Consider the following 18,475-nt stretch of genomic DNA (forward strand, 5'->3'; position numbering starts at 1 on the left):
CAACGATAGCTACGCTATCGCCAGCTCGCAGCAAGCAGCTCAGCCTGTTCAATCACGGTCTTCACAGCGTCGTCTTGCAGGTCGGGCGGATACCCATACTTACGCAGGATACGCTTCACGAGGACGCGCATCCGAGCACGTGCTGATTCTCGCCGGGCCCAGTCCACGGTTGCATTCGAGCGGAGGCTGCGCACCAATTCGGCAGCGATCACTTTGAGGCTGTCATTGCCCATTACATCAACGGCACTTTCGTTGTCCGCCAACGCCTCGTAGAAGGCCATTTCTTCCTGGCTAAGGCCGTCTGCGTTGCCCTGCTCAATTTTCTCGCGAATGTCCTTCGCGAGCTCAATAAGAGCTTGGATCACTTCCACAGTGCTGATTGCGTTCGTATGATAGCGGGCGATCGCATCATTCAATCGCTCTGAATACTTGCGGCTTTCGACCGCATGGGTTTCGGAGCGGGAACGGATTTTGTCGGCGAGGAGCTTCTTCAAGGCTTCGAGGGCAAGGTTTGGGCGCTCACTACCCTTCATTTCTGCCAGAAACTCATCTGACAGGATCGAGACATCGGGTGTCTCCATACCGGCAGCTTTGAGGATGTCGACAATGTCTGTGGACACCACGGAACGGTCGATGAGCTGCTGGACAGCGAACTCTCGCTCGCGCTTGGAGAGACCGCTGCTGGCGCTCTTCACCAACGCCGCTCTGACTGTCTGATAAAACGCCACCTGGTCGCGAATGGATTTCGCTTCATCGCTCGCAGAAGCCAAGGCGAAAGCCTTGCTCAAGCTCAGAACTGCATCCTGATAGCGGCGATGTGCAGCCCTTTTCGCATCGTCGCTCGTTTGATGCTGAGCGTCTTCGTGTTGCCGGGCAAGGATCCACTCGATGGCCTGCGCCAGACACTTCAAGCGTTGTGCTGGTGTGCCGGCGATACCTAGATCGGAGTCGAAGCCTCTAAACATCGCTTGGACGACATCGAACTTCTCGAGCATCACTCGAACCGCGAGTTTTTCGTCGATACCCGTCTGTTCGCGATCCGAGGGCGAGTAAACACCGAGCGCCGCTTTCAAATTCTGAGCGATGCCGATGTAGTCAACTATGAGCCCCGCTTCCTTGTCGCGGAACACCCGGTTGACCCTAGCAATAGCCTGCATCAGACCATGCCCCTGCATTGGCTTGTCGATATACATCGTGTGCATCGACGGAGCGTCAAAGCCGGTTAGCCACATATCTCGAACGATCACGAGTTTGAGCGGATCGTCGGGTGCTTTGGCTCGTTTGGCCAGTTCATCGCGCCTCGCTTTGCCGCCAATGTGCGCTTGCCATTCCTGGGGATCTGACGCGCTCCCGGTCATGACGACCTTGACCACCCCTTCCTTGTCATCGCCGGAATGCCACTCGGGTCGAAGCGCAACAATTTCATCGTAAAGAGCGACACAGATGCGCCTGCTCATGCAGACCGCCATCGCCTTACCATCCAGAGCTTCGAGACGCCTCTCAAGGTGCTCGACCTGATCGGCTGCAATCATCTTGAGGCGTTCTTTCGAACCAACCAAGCGCTCTACGGCAGCCCAGCGTGCCTTCAGCTTCTCTTGGCTGGCCGTGTCCTCGTCCTCGGTGAGCTCCTCGATTTCCTCGTCGAGCTGAGGAATTTCGTCTTCGGGTAATTCGATACGAGCAAGGCGGCTCTCGTAGTAGATGGGGACCGTCGCACCATCCTCGACCGCCTGGCTGATATCATAGATGTCGACATAGCCGCCAAACACAGCGGGAGTATTCACGTCGTTCTGCTCAATCGGCGTTCCTGTAAAGCCGATGAAGGACGCGTTTGGCAGCGCATCCCTAAGGTACTTTGCATGACCGTAACTGCGTTCACCTGATTTCTTGTCAATGCGAGCCTTGAAGCCATATTGAGAGCGATGCGCCTCATCGGCAATCACGATCACATTTTGCCGATCGCTGATAACCGGAAGCTCGTCACCCTCGGCGGGAGCGAATTTCTGAATGGTCGTGAAGATCACACCGCCCGCAGCTCGGTCGAGTTTCTCGCGCAAGTCGTCTCGGCTGTCAGCCTGGATCGGTGCTTGCCGAATGAGATCGCGACACATTGAGAATGTCCCGAAGAGTTGATCGTCGAGATCGTTCCGGTCGGTGATGACCACGATAGTCGGGTTCTCAAGCGCTGGCTCTCGGACCAACAATCCGGCGTAAAATGCCATAAGCAGGCTCTTGCCTGAGCCTTGCGTATGCCAAATAACACCGATGCGCCTATCGCCGTCCCTTGCTTCGGGTCCATCATCCAAACAATAGACGGATTGATCAGGCAGGTGGCGCCGTTCACCTGTCGTCGCGGCGTAGGGTAGAGCGCGAAGGGTAGCGTCCAGCGCATTCTGTGCCGCGAAATACTGATGATATCCCGCCACGATTTTCACAGTCCCGGAGCCTGTTTCTCCAAAGACGGTAAAATCGCGAACCAGCTGCAAAAGCGCGCGGCGGCAGAACACACCTTTGAGGACGGTTTCGAGCTGCGGATCACTGGTAGGGGCGAGAGTTTCGCCGTCGGTCGAGCGCCACGGCATGAACCGCTCTTCGTCTGCGGTCAGAGATCCGACGCGCGCCTTTATGCCGTCAGACGTTACGAGCAGCGCATTGGAGCGAAACAGTGATGGGATTTGCGACTTATATGTCTGAAGTTGGTTGAATGCCCCATGCAGGGTCGCGTTCTCGTCGCCGGGATTCTTCAATTCGATCACGGCTAGAGGCAGACCGTTGACGAACAACACAACGTCGGGTCGACGGGTATGACCGTCCTCGATGACGGTAAACTGATTGACCGCGAGCCAATCATTCTCTCCGTCCAGGTCCTCGAACGAAAGGAGCCTTACTCTATCGCCCCGCACGCCTTCACCATCATGGAATTCCACAGGCACGCCTTCGACAAGCAGACGATGGAGACGCCGGTTCTCCTCAACTAGTGACGGCGTTTCGCTCGCCAAGACACGACGAAGAGCCTCGTCGCGTGCATCAGACGACAAAGTCGGATTGAGGCGATCAATTGTCTCGCGCAACCGATCGACCAGGATTGTGTCGCCAAACGAGGGCCGGATCGGCTTGGCACTGTCAGGCGCCACTTCGATTCCGTAAGCAATTTCCCAGCCGATCTCGCCTAGCCACTCGAGGGCCGCTTCCTCAACATGAGATTCGGCGAGCTTGCCCATCAACCGAGCTTCTCGAAACCTTCGCGAACGATCTGCGCCATGCGCTTGCGCCGCTCACCAAGAAACTCATCATAGGGCATGGCCTGCCATGCGTCGGGCAAAGCATGCAGACGGTGCATTGTCTGCCAATCACTATCGCTAAACCGTGTTTGCAATTCCGGAACGTAGTCCGACGGCGCCCTATCACTTATATCAATGTTGTCAGGCCATTCCACCAAGGCGTAGTTCGCCATCTGATTGCGTGAACGTTGGTCTTCGACCCCTTGCTTTTCCAACCACGCCTTGGGGAAAAGATGGTGGCGTTCGAGCGCTTTCTTGGTCGCTTTCACCGTCGGATCGAGCATGTCTGCCACGGTCTTGTGCGAGAACAGCACGGGCGCACCCAGTCTGTTCTGCGCAGCGAAGAACGCAAACAGTTGCGGGTTGCGCGCTGAGGAACTGTCGAACTCGGATGGCAGGGTAATTTGCCAATAATCGTTCGTCAGTTCGCTCGTAATCTCTCCGCCCAGCCAATGCATGAAAGCATCGCCTGTGCCGATCTCGCGAATGCGCGCAAGGTCGCCGTCCATGACTGTCTCCGGGGAGCTGGTGTAGCGCCCGGTCAAGGAGGAAAAGAAGAACCATCGGCCAATGGCCTTCTGGAGTTTATATTCCGGTAATCCGAAGCGCACCTTGCCGATGAGGTAGAAGGCATAGCCGAACAGGAGCGCATTGACCGAAGAAACAAGCTCTCCGCTGCGGAAGCCCGCGCCCACTAGCGCTTTGAAATACTGGTGCCAGTTATTGAGGTTCAGGACGTGCGCCTGTGCTTCGGAGAGCACATCGAACTGGTCTTGCCTGCGCTGGGGATCATACTCTCCGGTGTCCGGATCCTTGCCACGAAGGACCTGATACACGCTCTTCAAACGACCGCGGTTGAAAGCTAGTGCTACGGCAACACGCAGAAGTTGGTCGGGATCGGGTTCAAGAAAATGATTGAACGGGGACGTGTCCGAGCCCTTTGCCGGCACACGGGCTTTCCGACAGAACGTCTCAAGGTCGGCGCGACCTTTGTCCCAGAATACCGATAGTAAAGTCAGAATAAAGTCGGCTTGGTTGAGCTTCACACCTTCGCTGTTGATCCGGACAAAGATGTCCGCGACCTGCTCCTCGTCGACCGACTGAGCAATTTCTAGGGCCGTGAACGGATACTTCTGCAGATCGAACAGTCTATCAAGATTGTGAGCGATATGCTCCTCTTCCTCGTCGCTGAGCTCGGATTTGTCAGCAAGCTTATCAATGAAGCTGTTCACCAGCTTCCGGCTTGAAGCCCCAGATGACCACAACTCAGAGATATTGGGGATCCACTCTGGATCGCGGCGAATGGCTGCGTCGGCCACCTCGAATTTTCCGTCGCGGGGCCGGAAGGCGATTTCAATCTGACGGAAGGCGTAGTTCTCATCCAACACCTTCTGCCCACGGAATACAGCGTAGAGTGAAGTCAGGCGCTGCTGACCATCAACAATAAGACGTGCTGGCGCCTCGCGCTGTTTGTCGTCCATGCCGATCTGCTTGGCACCGTTCATTGCGGTGTTTTCCCAGAACAGCAGATATCCCACAGGGAAACCCCGATACATGGAATCAAAAAGATCGCGGACCTTCGCGTTTTTCCAAACGAACGGGCGCTGGATATCAGGCAGGCCGATATCGCCCACGTCGATAAAGTGCAGCAGGCTGGAAAGGTCGTAGTCGACGCGCTTGAAACAGGTCTTCAATTCACTCACGCGCACCTCCTGCTGCGTAATCAATAGGTTGCGAACTTGCTCAAATCGCGATCAATCGCAATCCCTTGCAAAGATTTACGGACAGCCATTGCAATGTCGCCCCACTCTTTTGCGCCTTCGGCAAGCGCCATTTCTAGGAGCTGGCGTTCGGACTGTTCCAGCCGGTCGACCTGCCATGCTATCATTGGATCGACGGTTTGGTCGAACGCCGCTTCCAGCATCGGGTGCGGGCCTTCCTGCACCTCTCGGCAATACTCATCCCAGACCGACTTGAATCGGTAGTCGTCTCCGAAAATGCCGCTTGCCGGCATACGCTGCATGGCGGTGATCACCTTGCGCGCGAGCGCCTGGATACGGGAATCGGAGAACCGCCACGCTGCTTTCCGGAGTGCCGAGTCCAGATCGTCGCTCATGCAGCGGAAAACTCTTTGCTAGCCATATCGCCGACGCGGATTTCGCCGGACATTAGCTTGGGCAGGAGGAGGTCGCGGGTGCGCGTCAGAGTTCGGCACTCAAGTTCGTTGGTTCGAACTTTTTGATCGATTGGGCCTACCAGCTCATCGAAGGCCTTGAGCACGGCCATGTCAGGCTCGACTGTTTTTAGTGCTTCAAACTGCTTCTTATTGATCGCGCCAAATACCGTCCCGGTATGCTGATAGATTTCCAGTTCCGAACGAAGGGCTGCGGCGGAATAATACGTGAAGCTCGCCGATCCCGACTTATGTCGCACTGCGGCGACCCCTCGGCCCACACAACTTTTTTCCCATGCCAAATTGATATCGCCGACTGGCGCACGCACGCTGACCAAGGTGTCTTCTGCCTCAGCAACGCGCTTCGGCGCATCGCAATACTTTCGATTTTCAGGATACCGGAAGCCGAAGTCGGTTCGCCCTTGGAAGAACGGCAAGCCCTCACCGTCATCGTTGTAAGTATCGCCTGGGGGGGATTGACCCATCGTTAGGTTGAAACTGGCGCCAATAGTGCTGCGCTTCCACCCCTCCGGCACGCCGTCGTCGTCGAGGCGGATGGGAAAGAGGGACCAGACGTCCGGCGCCAGATAGGGGGTGTCGCCAGCCATCTTGGCCTTCACCGGGCCGAAATCGACGAACCAGTCGCGGAACAGCACCCGCGCCTGCGCCTCCAGCGTCTCGTTCATCCGCCGGTTCAACTCGATCTTGTCGTCGAGGGCGGAGAGCAGCCCAGAGATTGCTTCTTGGTCGGCAATTGGCGGCACCGGCAACTCAAAATTCGGAACGTCTGCACAGCGCAAGCTATCGAATACTGCGCCCACATTGATGAACTTGGCAATTTGATCCCACCAGAGGGGACTTGATGCCAGCCAGCGTAGAAAACCGGGAGAGACACGTTCACCGCTTGCGCGCAGGAGCACCAGATTCTGACCGAGAGCGAAAGGCGTGTCATCACGGACAGGCGCTATAACGCCGGGGTTCGTTCTGCGAGAAAGCACGATATCGTGCATCTGCGGCTTTGTTTTGACCGTCCACTTTATGAAGTCCGCGTCCGATATTTTTCGAGCGTCGTCGAAGTCTAATCGACCATCCTTCATCTGTGGAATGCCAATATAAGGATAGCCGCTTTCGACAGCAGCGGGGGTAGCATGGACACAATCTATCAGTGTGACACCCGCTTCGCGCAGGGTCATTATTTCCCACCCAGCCATCATATCAAAACCGACGCAAGCTTGCCCCTGATCAGCTTCGTTAGCCGTTCCCCTTCATCGAATTCCTTGTCCAAGGTCACTTGCAACGCTGCAAACTTCTCGGTGAATGGCACACCGTCATCTTCGGCCTCTTCCGCGCCAACGTAGCGCCCCGGCGTCAGCACATAGCCGTGCTTCGCCACTTCTTCGTGGCTCGCCGAATAGGCAAAGCCCGGCACGTCCTCATAATCCTTGCCTTCGCGCCAGGCATGATAAGTGTCGGTGATCCTCGCGATGTCCTCGTCCGAAAACTCGCGCCGGGTGCGGTCGACCATGTGGCCGAGCTTGCGTGCGTCGATGAACAGAATCTCGCCGCGCCGGTCGCGCAGCTTGGCATCGCCGACCAGTCCGTTCGACTTGTCCTTGGCAAGGAACCACAGGCACACCGGGATCTGCGTCGAATAGAACAGCTGGCCAGGCATGGCGATCATGCATTCGATCACATCGCCATCGACCATCGCCTGCCGGATCTCGCCTTCGCCGCTCTGCGTGGAAGACATTGACCCGTTGGCCAACACCACTCCTGCTGTGCCCGCCGGTGCCAGATGGTGCAGGATGTGTTGCAGCCAGGCGAAGTTCGCATTGCCCGCAGGCGGAATGCCGAACTTCCAGCGGCCGTCCTCACGCAGCCGGTTGCCGCCCCAATCCGACACGTTGAACGGCGGATTGGCAAGAACGTAATCGGCGCGCAGGTCCGGCAATTCGTCCCGGTGAAAACTGCCGTCGCTGTTCCAGCGGATGTCCGCATCGATACCGCGCACCGCAAGGTTCATCATGCAGAGCCGCCAGGTCGTGTGGTTCGATTCCTGACCATATACGGCGATGTCGCCGATGCGCCCGCCGTGGTTCTCGACGAACTTTTCGGACTGCACGAACATACCGCCCGATCCGCAGCACGGATCGTAAACGCGGCCATCATGCGGTTGCAGCATCTCGACCATGGTGCGCACGACCGATCGCGGCGTGTAGAACTCGCCCCCGCGCTTGCCTTCGGCCCCGGCGAACTGGCCGAGGAAGTATTCGTAGACGCGGCCGAGCACATCGCGGCTCTTCCCCACGTCGGACTTGAAGCCGATGCCGGAGATGAGGTCAATCAGCTCACCCAGCATCACCGGATTAAGCGCTGGGCGGGCGTAGTCCTTCGGCAGCACCCCCTTGAGCGAAGGGTTCACCTTCTCGATCTCGAGCATTGCCTCATCGATCAGCTTACCGATACCGGGCTGTTTGGCGCTCGCTTGCAGGTGCGCCCAGCGTGCGGGCTTCGGCACCCAGAACACGTTGTCGGCCCGGTATTCGTCCTCGTCCTCGACGCCGTCCGGATACTCTTTTTCGAGCTCGGCGCGCTTCGCCATGAAGCCATCGGAAATATGCTTGAGGAAGATCAGGCCGAGGACGACGTGCTTGTAGTCCGACGGCTCCATATTGGCGCGGATCTTGTCCGCCGCCTTGAACAGCTCGGCCTCGAAACCAAGATCGCCACCCGTTCCACCGGCCGTTGCTTTTTTGGTGCCGCCTTTACTCATTTCTGATCATCCGAATTCCACACTCCAAAAAGATCCAACGCAGCAAAGCTGCGAGCCGGCGCTTCAAACCTTCTTAACAGCAAAATAGCTTTCCCCAACGCCGGCGACCGCAGTCGATGCGCGCAAGAGCTCATTCGCCTGCGCAGCGGGTGCCGAACGAAAGTCATGCCGCGGTGGGGTGCCGGCTACGCGCCAATATCCAAACCCTTGGTCGAGCAGCACGAACACCTTCTGACCATCGGCGTATTCAAGCTCGAGCTTGCGGCCATGGTCGGAATTTTCCGTGACCTGCAGATCGACATCGAGGCCAAACTTTTCGCCCAATAGCTCGGCTACTTCCGCTCGGTCGTCTTCATACTCCCAGTCATGGAAGATCCGATGGGGTGGCCGATCCTTCTTCAGTGGCTGGACCAGGATATCGACTTCGACCGGGCTATCCGACTTCAGGTCAGCAGATAGAGCTTCGCATGTCCGCAGGAAGAGAAGCATCGGTAGAGGCGCGTTAAGATAGCGGTCGGTGTAGGTGATCCGCACAAGACTGCCGGGCCTCCAGACGCCAGCCGCCTCCAATTGGTGCTTCAGCTTGGCTCCGAAGCGTTTCCCAAACTGGCTCACAGGGCATTGGCCAAACCCCTGCATCAGCTCAACCTGATCACCCGCTGCAACCTGACGCTCCAGTTCCTCTGGGTCGATTGGCTCAAAGATAGTGTGACTATCCAGCGTACCGGCAACCACCGCGTGCGTTGCCCCCACCCCCCAGAGTTCTCCGGGCTGAGCCGCGTTCGCATCGCGCGAGAAGAACCCCGTAATGCTCTCGCTCGATTTCAGCTCAGCGAGGCGAACGATGCCAAATGCCACGCCTTGTGCGCTTGCCAGGCCAAGAGCAAACTCGAAGCGCACCGATGCATCGCGCAGGAATCTCCGCTCAACTTCTTCTAGGCTTTCAAACGACTTCGTATCGAGCACCAGCGCAACAGGCAATCCGCGTACCGAGGCTGCCGAGAAGAACGATCGCATCTTAGTTGATGTCAGCTCAGCCAGATCGAACGTCGATGGCAAGAAGATAGAGATGCTGTCCCCGCCGCCTGCTTTCAGCAGAAGCGTGTTTGCCGCATCATTAATGGGCCTTGCATCGGCAACAGCCTGATCTTCCTCTGGCAGTTCGGCATTTTTCTCAATGAAGGCCTGGACGGCAACGAGTGCAGCACGCCTATCGAGCTTTCCCTGTTGCTTGAAGAGATCGGCAGAAAGCACACACGCGGAACAGCCCATCTCACACTCATTCGGGCAATCGAGGACGTGAGCCGCTCGCTCAAAGACATGATAAATATCGTCAAGAAGTCTCGGAGCGTATCCGGCACCTCCAGATGCCTTATCGAAGATGTAGACCGACGGCACTCTGCGACCCAGCTTGCCGTCTCGAGCTGCCACGGAAATCCCAAGTTCCCGAGGTTCGATCGCTAGCCAGCGCACAAGACCCTCGCGCAGCGCTGCGCCAAACGCCCAGGCCGCACCATCGCTTCCCAGACCTGGCAACTGGACCTCGACAACGTCGGTGAGGACTTCGTGACCCAAAGCGAGGGCCCCCGTGATAGCGTAGCCCTCGTCGTTGCCAGGGCAGCGCTCCATAGCCTTCTGGTTTCTGGGGGTAAGCGGCCTGTGGTCTTTCAGCGCATCGGTCCCCGCGTCGCCAGCCCGTCCGCATTCCAGACAAATCTCGTAGCCCTTGTCGTCAGGACCACGCGAATGGTTGTAGATATATCCTTCGCGCGACGCGCGGATCCGGCCACTTTCGGGCTGCAACAAAGGCTGCCAGAGAGCATCGCCCACGCTGACCTTGTGAGACTTTGGCTCGATATAAACTGCCTGGTCAGTGTCGGCATGCGGCTGCGCATTCCAGTCGACGCGGAACCCGGCCGGTTCAAGAAACTGCTCAATGGTAATGCTGCGCTCGCCGCAATGATCACAGTGATCGGGCATCTGGTGATCGCTTCCTGCGCCGCCACAATGATCACACCACCAGGCCCAGCGAAGGTTCTGTGGCTCACGCTGACCGCTGTCGATGGGGCTCAGCCAATTCAGAGTTACCCCGGCGGACCTCCAAACCAGACCGTCGACAACGACCTCAGCCCCGGGGGCATACTCTCGGATGGCGATATCAGCGTTGCGCGTAGGGCATTCGTAGCGCCTGTCACGGGTGCCTTCATCTTCCGAACGATTGCGCTCCTGCGCCTTCTGGGTTTCAGCACAAAGAGTGTCGAATGGAACAACTGCTGTTGGGAAGCCGCTGCCTGGGATAAGCGAACGATTGGCAAGCTCCTTCAAAAGAAACTCTTTGCAGAGGCGCCGTGCTTGGAACTCGATCGCCTTCTTCGCCGGACCATCAAGCGCGTCCGCATCCTCTTTGAGGCGCTGCCAGGTGCGCCGGAAGTTTGCGGCTTCTTTGGCGAACATCTTTGCCGTGTGTTTCCTGATCTCAGCATCGTATGCGAGGCCAGTTCCCGCGAGAAGACGTTTGAGCCCCTGCTCGGTAGCCGAGGCTGTCGCTGGAAGTTCAAGCCACTTGCAGAAGTCGTCAACTGGCACGAGATCTTCAAAGGTACGCAGGTCCGAGCGGCAGCCGAAGAAATCCCCCGTTTTTGTCTTGGCGAACTCACCGTCAACCTCACGGAACCACTGCGCAAGCAGGTAAGCGTTGGCGTGACGCTGTGCGATCCGGTCAGAATCGAGCGATACGCGCGGAGAGGCCAGTTTGCGCCGCATATAGCCAGCCGGATCAGCAAATGTTTCGAGATCGAGCGGCGTATTCCGGGCGATCGTGAGGCTGGTAGAGAAGCCCTGTCCGCGGCGGCCCGCTCGGCCGGCTCGCTGATTGTAGTTGGCAATCGAGGGTGGAACGTTGGTCATCAGCACGGCTTCGATCGAGCCGATGTCCACACCCATTTCCATTGTGGTGGAGCAGGCGAGCAAGTTGATATCGCCTGCCTTGAACTGCTCCTCGAAGTCGCGCAGCCGTTGAGGGGGCTGCTGAGCACTGTGTTCCTCGGCTCGTAGGTAGGGCGTGCCGAGCGCTGCCTGATCGTGAAGATCGGTCCAAAGGTGCAACTGTCGAAGGATTTGGATTGATGTGTCTTCAACCAGCCAATCTCTGATCTCTTTCTTATCGTCTGACGAGAGCGGTCGCGTACGCGGAACTTTGGAAAACTCTATCGGCAAGACGGCTTTCCCGTCGATCTTGCTTCCAGGCCGTACCAGATTGGGCGACCTCCCGAATACAAGACGCGGTAATGCGCGGCGAGTCAGGGGGCATTGCCAAGCTCTTTCAACCGCCTCGATCTCGGCTTTCTTTTCGAGACGCAAGGTGAATGTCCCACCAACACCCGAAAGAAGGGGGGAGAGTTGATTCCAAGCGGCATGCATAACCTGATTGATCTCATGGCGGTCGCGCTGAGAAGTAAGATCAAGGTTCAGAGCTGACGCCAAGAGAAGGATAGAGTCGGGCTGGCGACCCTTAGAATTGACGGTCGGCCAGGAAGCGTCACGCTTTTCGCCTAGAAGCTCCTCGGGTCCGGTCACATTGCGTGGCCGAGCCCGTCCGGGCATCCAGCGTGCGTCGCCCTCATCCACCTCAATGGCAAACTGGCCCCGAAGAAAATCGACCATATAGTACAGGAAATCGCGCCAGTGCTCGATCGAGTAGCCGTTCTCGCTCACGATTGGCGGTAGCTTGTCCACACCAATTCTCTCGATGTCTGGGAATCGTAACCGCGCAAGCCCTAGCGTTTCCATTGCGTTGGCATTGCGGGGGCGACGGGCGAGTTCGCGCAAGAGCATGAAGCGGGCCAGCGCTTCCCGGTTATCGTGAAATCGTTCGCTGCGATCAAGGTCCCAGACCTTGGCCATCATGCCAATAGCCGGCTCAGAAGCAAGCGCTGACACGAGATCCGTCCAGGGTATGCCGGTTGCCGCTCCACCAGCAAGCTCAGCGTCGATCTTGGCGATATCATCTTGGAAGGCAGGCATATCTGCCACGAAACCCGCTAGAACGGCCTTCTTTTTGAGTAGCTCTTCCCTGTGCTCAACGGTCAGGTCGCTGCCCCGGGCGGCCTTCTGAACGGCATGGTAGATAAAGCCGCGAACGAAGCCCCGCTCACCGTTGGTTTCAATATTGGCAGCGAAGCGGGCAGTTCCCTGCCTGCTGTCCGAAAAGCTGATCAGCTGACGGCCATCGAACGGCAGGGCGTGCTCCGCCTGATGCGGCGACACACCGTCAAGAAGGATTGGTGCTGCATTCTGGGTGAGGAATGGTGTGCCAAAGCGAAAGGGGAAGATGGCCGGTCGCCCGCGCCGCTTGTTCCCGAGACAGGCCGGGCAACGTCCCTCATTGAGCTGGGTCAGATAAAAATGTCCCGCCTCGCCAGTAAACTCTCCGCTGGATACATCGAAAGCGGTCGCGGTAGCTTCGGGTTTCGGGTTGATGGCAATCAGCCGTGGATGGCCGATCCCCTCATGCTCATCTTCTTCATCGTCATCATCATGATCGCGATCACGATAGCTATCTTCGCGAAACTCATCTGCATCATGATCACTTCGCCGCTGTACGATCCTATCGCCCATGTCATCGGCCGGAAGGAAGGGCTCGCCACAATCGAGGCAGTTCTGAATTTCGAACACCATCGACTGGCAATGCGGGCATTGGTCCCGATGGTCGAAGAGCACAGCGCCAAATGGCCAATCCTTGGGCCGCATCTCACTCGGGCAATCGACATTGATGCAGGTCCAGAGCCCGGCAACTGCCCGCGTGAAGCTGTGTGCTCGCATCGGCAGGACAGGCTTCGCTTCGCTTGCATTATGGGCCGACAGATCGAGCAAAATCCTTTCGGCATCCGGCGAAAGCGCTTTAAGCGAGGCCAGGGTCTGGGGCTCGCCTTCCAGCTTCTCGGCAACCGACGATGCTGCCGGATCATCGGACGCTGTCAGGACCTTCGAGAGGTCGACCGGCTGAGGCTTGCCCACAATGACATGCGCCCGCTCAAGCGGAACGCCAGCAATGTCGGCAAGGAATTTCTGAAGGTCGTTGCGGGCCTTCTGGTCGTCAGCAGAGCCGATGGTCGCCGACGTCGCAACGAAGCGGACCTGATCCGGCGTCACATCGAATGCGTTCATTACCCGGCGAAGCAGGAGCGAGAGCTCCGCCGCTGCCGAGCCGATGTAACTGTGCGCTTCGTCGATAATGATCCAGCGCAGCTTGCCTTTTGATGCGTCGAGGATCGGACGATCCTCGCGCCGGATCGTCATGTATTCGAGCATCGTCTGGTTGGTAACGAGGATCGGTGGTGGGTTAGCCCGGAGGGTTTCGCGGTAAAGAACCTGATGCGGTATCTCGTGCTCAGCCTTGTCGCGATTGGACTTCCGCGCCGTTCCCATCAATCCGTTGTAGAGGGCAAAGCGGACAGCGCCGCCGAGCGGCTTGGTCCAGGCTGTAAGACGCTTCTCCTGGCTCGCAATGAGAGCATTCAGAGGATAGAGCATAAGGGCTCGCACCCCTGTCAGCGGACCATACTCTGCAGACTCCCGGACCAGATCATCGAGCATCGGGACCAGGAAACACTCGGTCTTGCCCGACCCCGTGCCGCTCGAAACCAGGACCGAATGCGGCTCTTGCGTGCTGAGCAGTTCCCATGCCGCCAGCTGGTGCGCGTAGGCAGGGTAATCGAAGCGTAATTCAGTATCCGATGTTTGCGTGATCGCGTCGATTGTGCGCTGATGCAGCAGCGCATGAAGTTGGTCAGGACTTTTTCCTGACGACACATAGCCGGGAGCAGCCTGAAAAAGCTGTTCGGAAAGGAGGCTACCGTTTACGGGGTCCGTACCGGCAAGAGTGCTCCGGAGAAAAGCGTTAAGCCCTTGGTGCCGGATACCTGCGCGCGAGACAACCGCTTCGGCGAGACCAGTCCTCAGCCGCTGGTGCACCTCCATCGGCGACAATCGGGATGTAGGGAGGGGATCACTGGCGGCCATTCTTGAGCTCCGAAAGGGCATAGCCAAAGGCTTTGGCAAAATAGTCGGGGTGACGTCGTTCGACGTCCTTGATGGTGAGGACTTGCTCCTTCTTGAGAGAAGCACGTCCGGTAGCGGACAGAGCAGCGGCGAAAGGAGCATCGAAGGCCCGCATCAGCGCTTCGACGAAGTTCTCTCTTGGCAGTAGCTCGCTGTAAGCAGGCCGAAAAGGGTTGAAGCCGCCGGCATCCATATTGATGCCCTCGCTTGTATGGCTCGTGAAGTGGTTGCGAAGCTCTTCCCAGCTCAACGGTGAGAAGTCCCGGCAAATGAGTGGCGCAAGCTGCGGCGCACGCGCCGCGATTTCGTTCTGACGTTCCGTGATGTTTGCCAACGCCCACTGAGGGTCATCGAGCCGGCTGACCAGATAATTGCCTTGAGCCTGAAAGGCAGCGTCCCAGGCCTTGATCGGCAAAAGAGACCAGCTTGAGCACAGGCCATCAAACAGCTCGAGGATCGTCGAGAGGTGTTGCTCCTCGCAGCGATAAAGAAGGAGCGGCGCAAGCGGACCGGCAATCTCAAACTTGCTGAAGATTTCGAACGTCTGCGGAGGCAAGCCATTGAGCGACAGCGCCAAATCCATGACTGCACGAATGGTCTGGGTCGCTTCAGAAGACATGGGCTCGGCAGCGAGTTCCTCCGCCAGCCGCACCAAGTCCTCGCGCGCCTGCAAAAGAGGCTGTGCCATGGCCCGGCCGAGCCTGTGTTGCGGAACGTCGTGAACCGGATCGCCGTCGATAAACTTTGGCCTCGTGAGGACGCGAGAACCTTCGCGCAGATAGACGAGCCATGGACCGCGCAATCGTGGCAGCTGGATCAATTGCCCTCCGAGGCCGCCAAGCAATCCGTCAAACGGACCGAAATCCACCTCTTTCTCGGGAGCACCAAGAAAGCGGCCGCCAACGCGGACATCCTCGCCGACAATGGCCGTTTTCGGACGCAGCCCTCCCGAAGGCTCCCACTCAAGAGAATTGCCGAATTCCGTGACGTACCAGTTGTCATTGCTGCCGTTGTGAAAGTCGAGCCGGACCTGGGCATCGATGCCGAGCGGCCGCATCAAGGCGGCAATATCGTTGCGCAGAGCCGACAGGCCCAGTTCGACATCGACCTTCCAACTCGCCTCTAGCGACGCTCCAGCGTGATGGGCAACTTCGCCCATCAGCATCGCACGGCCCGGCGCGCGGGCAACGGTGTCACGAAGATCGGCGAGGCCTACGATAGTATCGCGCCTGAGAAGTTCGCCATCCCAGGTCGTCAGCCATTCTTTCGATCGCAAAGGCACATTGAGGTCGAAAGTGGAGCCATGATAGGGGGTGAGGCGCAAGCCGAGCACCGCGCGACGGGGCGGATCGATCCGCACCCGCCAGCGATGGTCCGCAATCGGCGTTTCATCGCTGAGCACCGCTTCTCCGGTCCAACCTTCCAAAAGGACTTCCGCATGGGCCGCATTTATCCGCTGGCTGAGTGCGAATTCAGCCGGCAGAACCAGTGCATTCGTCCGGTCCCGAACATGCTTGGTCGCGCCATCGAGCCAGGCGAACTCGCAATGCCCAGGGCCCGCGTTGACAAGATCATCGCGCCAAGTGCTTTCCCCTGCAAACCGCCAGCCGACCTCTCCACGCGTTGCAGTGCGCCGGGAAACCCCGTCTTCGACTTCTGCATGCAGCGGATGTTTGATCAACCGCTCGCCGCCGGGTGCCTGCACACCGGTCGCCTCTTGGGCCACTATGGTCAGGCGATCCTTACGATCTGCACTCTGCCCCGTCCGCACCAGAAATGCGTCGCCGTTGGGCTTCTCGGCGATGATCTGGCCAGCACAGCGGTAGAGCGAGCGACCAGGTGCAAAAGCAAAGTCCTCGGCTTCGATCTCTGTATTGCTGTCCTTGCCGCGAAGCATCCAATCCTGCGGAACATCGACAAAGACTGGTTCGGCGCGATAACCACCTGACCCCTGACCGATAAGGGAATACGTGCCTAGCTCCGTGTCTCCGGTCCGCCGCTCAAATATCCGCAGTCCATCCCCAACCGCTTTGCCGCCCGGCAGGACAAAGCTTTGGGCTAGTCTTTCGCCGCGCGCATGGAATTCGGCGGTGACGGAGAGGTCCAAGGGAAAATCGATCGCAGCTTCGCTGCGCATTGCGCGCGCTACCCAGCAATTGCCTGATTCGACCTCAAGGTAAGCCAGCCGACCGGAAATACGGTCTGCCAAGGCACCCGAGGGCTGAAGTAACACGCGGACATATTCACCTGCGGACAGCACACGATCCTTGTCGTCCCAGCGACCTTCGAGATGGAAAGCCAAGCTTTCGCACCATTCACCATCCTGCGAACGCATCAGCCGTCCGACCCGGATACTCCCTGTTCCGGTCAGCTTTCTGGCTTCAAGGAGCGTATCGATGAGGCTCGCAGCTGCCCCGTCGAGCGTCATCGGCAGTTCATCGCGCCAGTCTTCGTAAGCGTGGTCCAGCCGGGCCGAATAAGGGCGACCGTCAACTGGCACTTCCTTGTCGATGAATGCACGAAGCTCGACGATCTTGAGGGCAAGTTCCCCGCAGATTGCGTGCATTTCCGGGCTGCGCCAGATTGAGGGAAGCAGATAATCGTTACGTTCGCAGATCGAGACAGCGTTAGCGATATCCTGCACCTCTACTCCCAGCAGTTCGCCGACTACCCGTTCAAGGTAACGGCGTGGCCAGCTGGCGCCGCTCGAGATTGCCGCTGCCGGGAATCCTCCCTGTCGCGCCAGATTGGAAAGTCGTTGGTTCCCATGCGCCGTAATGAGCGGATTAACGCCCCAGGCATCGAAGCCTCGATCCGCAAGGGCTCGCCATTCCGACTGCGGAAGCTGGAGACCCAAAACGGTTCCAATGTCGGACCATCGCTGGATGCCGCCTTGGTAAGAGCGGCGAAACCAGTCGGCGGCCCAAAGGACGAAAGCGGGGGCCAGAGAGTGGCGCAGAATTGCTGATCCAAGAGTGGCGGATAGCTTGGCTTCTATCCGCTGAAAAATCTCCGGAGCTAGCTTGTAGCGGTAAAGCGGCATCCCCGTAGGACGGGGTATACCAAGATCACTGCAGACTTTTCCCAACGGATGCGGGCCGCTTTCTGCGGACCGGGCCAGATGGATGGCACGGATCATCAAAATGCGGGAACCGCTGATTGCGTGTATGTCATCGGCGATCTTGCGCAGTTGTACCGGGTCGGTTCGCGCCGCATCGATCTCGCGCTTAAAGTCCCGGGTCATGGCGAACGCTTCCCTCTGCCTTCGTCATTTCTAGCCTGCAAGATATCGGCGATCACGCTCTGGGCACGGTAGGGGCCAATCTCGCGATACTCGATAAAAAAGTTCCGTACTTTGGCGACTTCATCCAGCGAGGGTCCCTCCATGATCCAATGCTTGGGCACCAGGTCGCCATGCCAAAAGTATCCTTCTTGCGCTTCTCCAAGTTCGACTGCCGGGCCATCATCGCGATGTAACCGGCCCATTTGATCCTGCCACACGTGCTTGGGACCTTCGCTTGCCCAGACGATATTTTTGTATGAGTACATCCACCACAATCGAAGGGGTGACTTGATCCGGGGATCGCAAAGGTCAGCAGGCGTCAACCTTTGGATATGCCGCCATGCTTCTTGGAGCCCGTCATCGATCGTGTCATAGAGGTCGACCATCGTGTCCATGTCTGGCTTGCAAAGCTCGGAAGCCCTCGTCTTTATGCACGTGCTCACACAATTTTCGACCATAGCCTCAAGCCCGCGACAATTCGCAAAGAACACGTTTAGGTCCTGAGCTGGGGCCTGCGGAACCATGAGATGGCACGAGCTTTCAAGCCATGACCGGAGCGTTTCAAAAGGACCCGACTTAAGGACATTCCGAGAATAAAGACCACCCAAGGTGAATAGCGCAAAGAACCCTTCCTGCAGGTCTCCGGCATCTGATACAGACCCGCCACTATCAATCGCTTCAATGGCGCACTCTACATTTCTGGTATCGAAATCCCATTGTTCTTCGACCTCCATGACCTCTTGCATTTCCGTCGAAAGAACGTGGATTGTGGCTTTAAGCAGAGCTTCAAAGCCAGAGTTGCAGAAGACTAATTCTGGTTCCGAAACCTCATTGCCTTGGAAAGCCGAAATTAGTCCCTCTTGAAACCGTTCGCGCGTATTGCCCTCCACATCATCCCCCCAGTT

General features: G+C 57.9%; 8 protein-coding genes. All 8 read right to left on the reverse strand.

What is annotated here, in order from left to right:
• Positions 1-14: 14 nt before the first annotated feature.
• The 8 genes from GC121_RS03145 to GC121_RS03180 all read right to left on the reverse strand — a co-directional run bounded on the left by GC121_RS03145 (position 15) and on the right by GC121_RS03180 (position 18,460).
• Positions 15-3,221 (reverse strand): type I restriction endonuclease subunit R, encoded by a 3,207-nt coding sequence (locus GC121_RS03145; protein ID WP_151972719.1) that lies wholly within the window; start codon positions 3,219-3,221, stop codon positions 15-17.
• Positions 3,221-4,984 (reverse strand): DUF262 domain-containing protein, encoded by a 1,764-nt coding sequence (locus tag GC121_RS03150; protein WP_151972720.1) that lies wholly within the window; start codon positions 4,982-4,984, stop codon positions 3,221-3,223. Before GC121_RS03150 ends, GC121_RS03145 begins: the two co-directional genes overlap by 1 nt.
• 20 nt (positions 4,985-5,004) lie before the next feature.
• Positions 5,005-5,397: a hypothetical protein gene (locus GC121_RS03155; RefSeq protein WP_151972721.1), complete on the reverse strand. Its 393-nt coding sequence runs from the start codon at positions 5,395-5,397 to the stop codon at positions 5,005-5,007.
• Complete coding sequence (locus GC121_RS03160; protein ID WP_199857723.1) at positions 5,394-6,647, reverse strand: restriction endonuclease subunit S; 1,254 nt, start codon at positions 6,645-6,647, stop codon at positions 5,394-5,396. Before GC121_RS03160 ends, GC121_RS03155 begins: the two co-directional genes overlap by 4 nt.
• A gap of 17 nt (positions 6,648-6,664) precedes the next feature.
• Complete coding sequence (locus GC121_RS03165) at positions 6,665-8,227, reverse strand: class I SAM-dependent DNA methyltransferase (RefSeq protein ID WP_151972723.1); 1,563 nt, start codon at positions 8,225-8,227, stop codon at positions 6,665-6,667.
• A 63-nt stretch (positions 8,228-8,290) separates the two neighbouring features.
• Complete coding sequence (locus GC121_RS03170) at positions 8,291-14,248, reverse strand: DEAD/DEAH box helicase (protein WP_151972724.1); 5,958 nt, start codon at positions 14,246-14,248, stop codon at positions 8,291-8,293.
• A complete protein-coding gene (locus GC121_RS03175) occupies positions 14,235-17,531 on the reverse strand; it encodes an STY4851/ECs_5259 family protein (protein WP_151972725.1) in 3,297 nt (1,098 codons plus the stop codon). The genes GC121_RS03170 and GC121_RS03175 overlap by 14 nt, the downstream gene beginning before the upstream one ends.
• Positions 17,528-18,460: a DUF6745 domain-containing protein gene (locus GC121_RS03180; protein WP_151972726.1), complete on the reverse strand. Its 933-nt coding sequence runs from the start codon at positions 18,458-18,460 to the stop codon at positions 17,528-17,530. Before GC121_RS03180 ends, GC121_RS03175 begins: the two co-directional genes overlap by 4 nt.
• Positions 18,461-18,475: the final 15 nt, after the last annotated feature.

The sequence above is a fragment of the Erythrobacter sp. EC-HK427 genome, from assembly GCF_902498745.1.
Taxonomy (GTDB): Bacteria; Pseudomonadota; Alphaproteobacteria; order Sphingomonadales; family Sphingomonadaceae; genus Alteraurantiacibacter.

Excerpts from the sequence above, each read along its gene's own strand:
- GC121_RS03145 (WP_151972719.1), bottom strand. The coding sequence starts at position 3,221 with ATGGGCAAGCTCGCCGAATCTCATGTTGAGGAAGCGGCCCTCGAGTGG.
- GC121_RS03160 (WP_199857723.1), bottom strand. The coding sequence starts at position 6,647 with ATGACCCTGCGCGAAGCGGGTGTCACACTGATAGATTGTGTCCATGCT.
- GC121_RS03170 (WP_151972724.1), bottom strand. The coding sequence starts at position 14,248 with ATGGCCGCCAGTGATCCCCTCCCTACATCCCGATTGTCGCCGATGGAG.
- GC121_RS03155 (WP_151972721.1), bottom strand. The coding sequence starts at position 5,397 with ATGAGCGACGATCTGGACTCGGCACTCCGGAAAGCAGCGTGGCGGTTC.
- GC121_RS03165 (WP_151972723.1), bottom strand. The coding sequence starts at position 8,227 with ATGAGTAAAGGCGGCACCAAAAAAGCAACGGCCGGTGGAACGGGTGGC.
- GC121_RS03175 (WP_151972725.1), bottom strand. The coding sequence starts at position 17,531 with ATGACCCGGGACTTTAAGCGCGAGATCGATGCGGCGCGAACCGACCCG.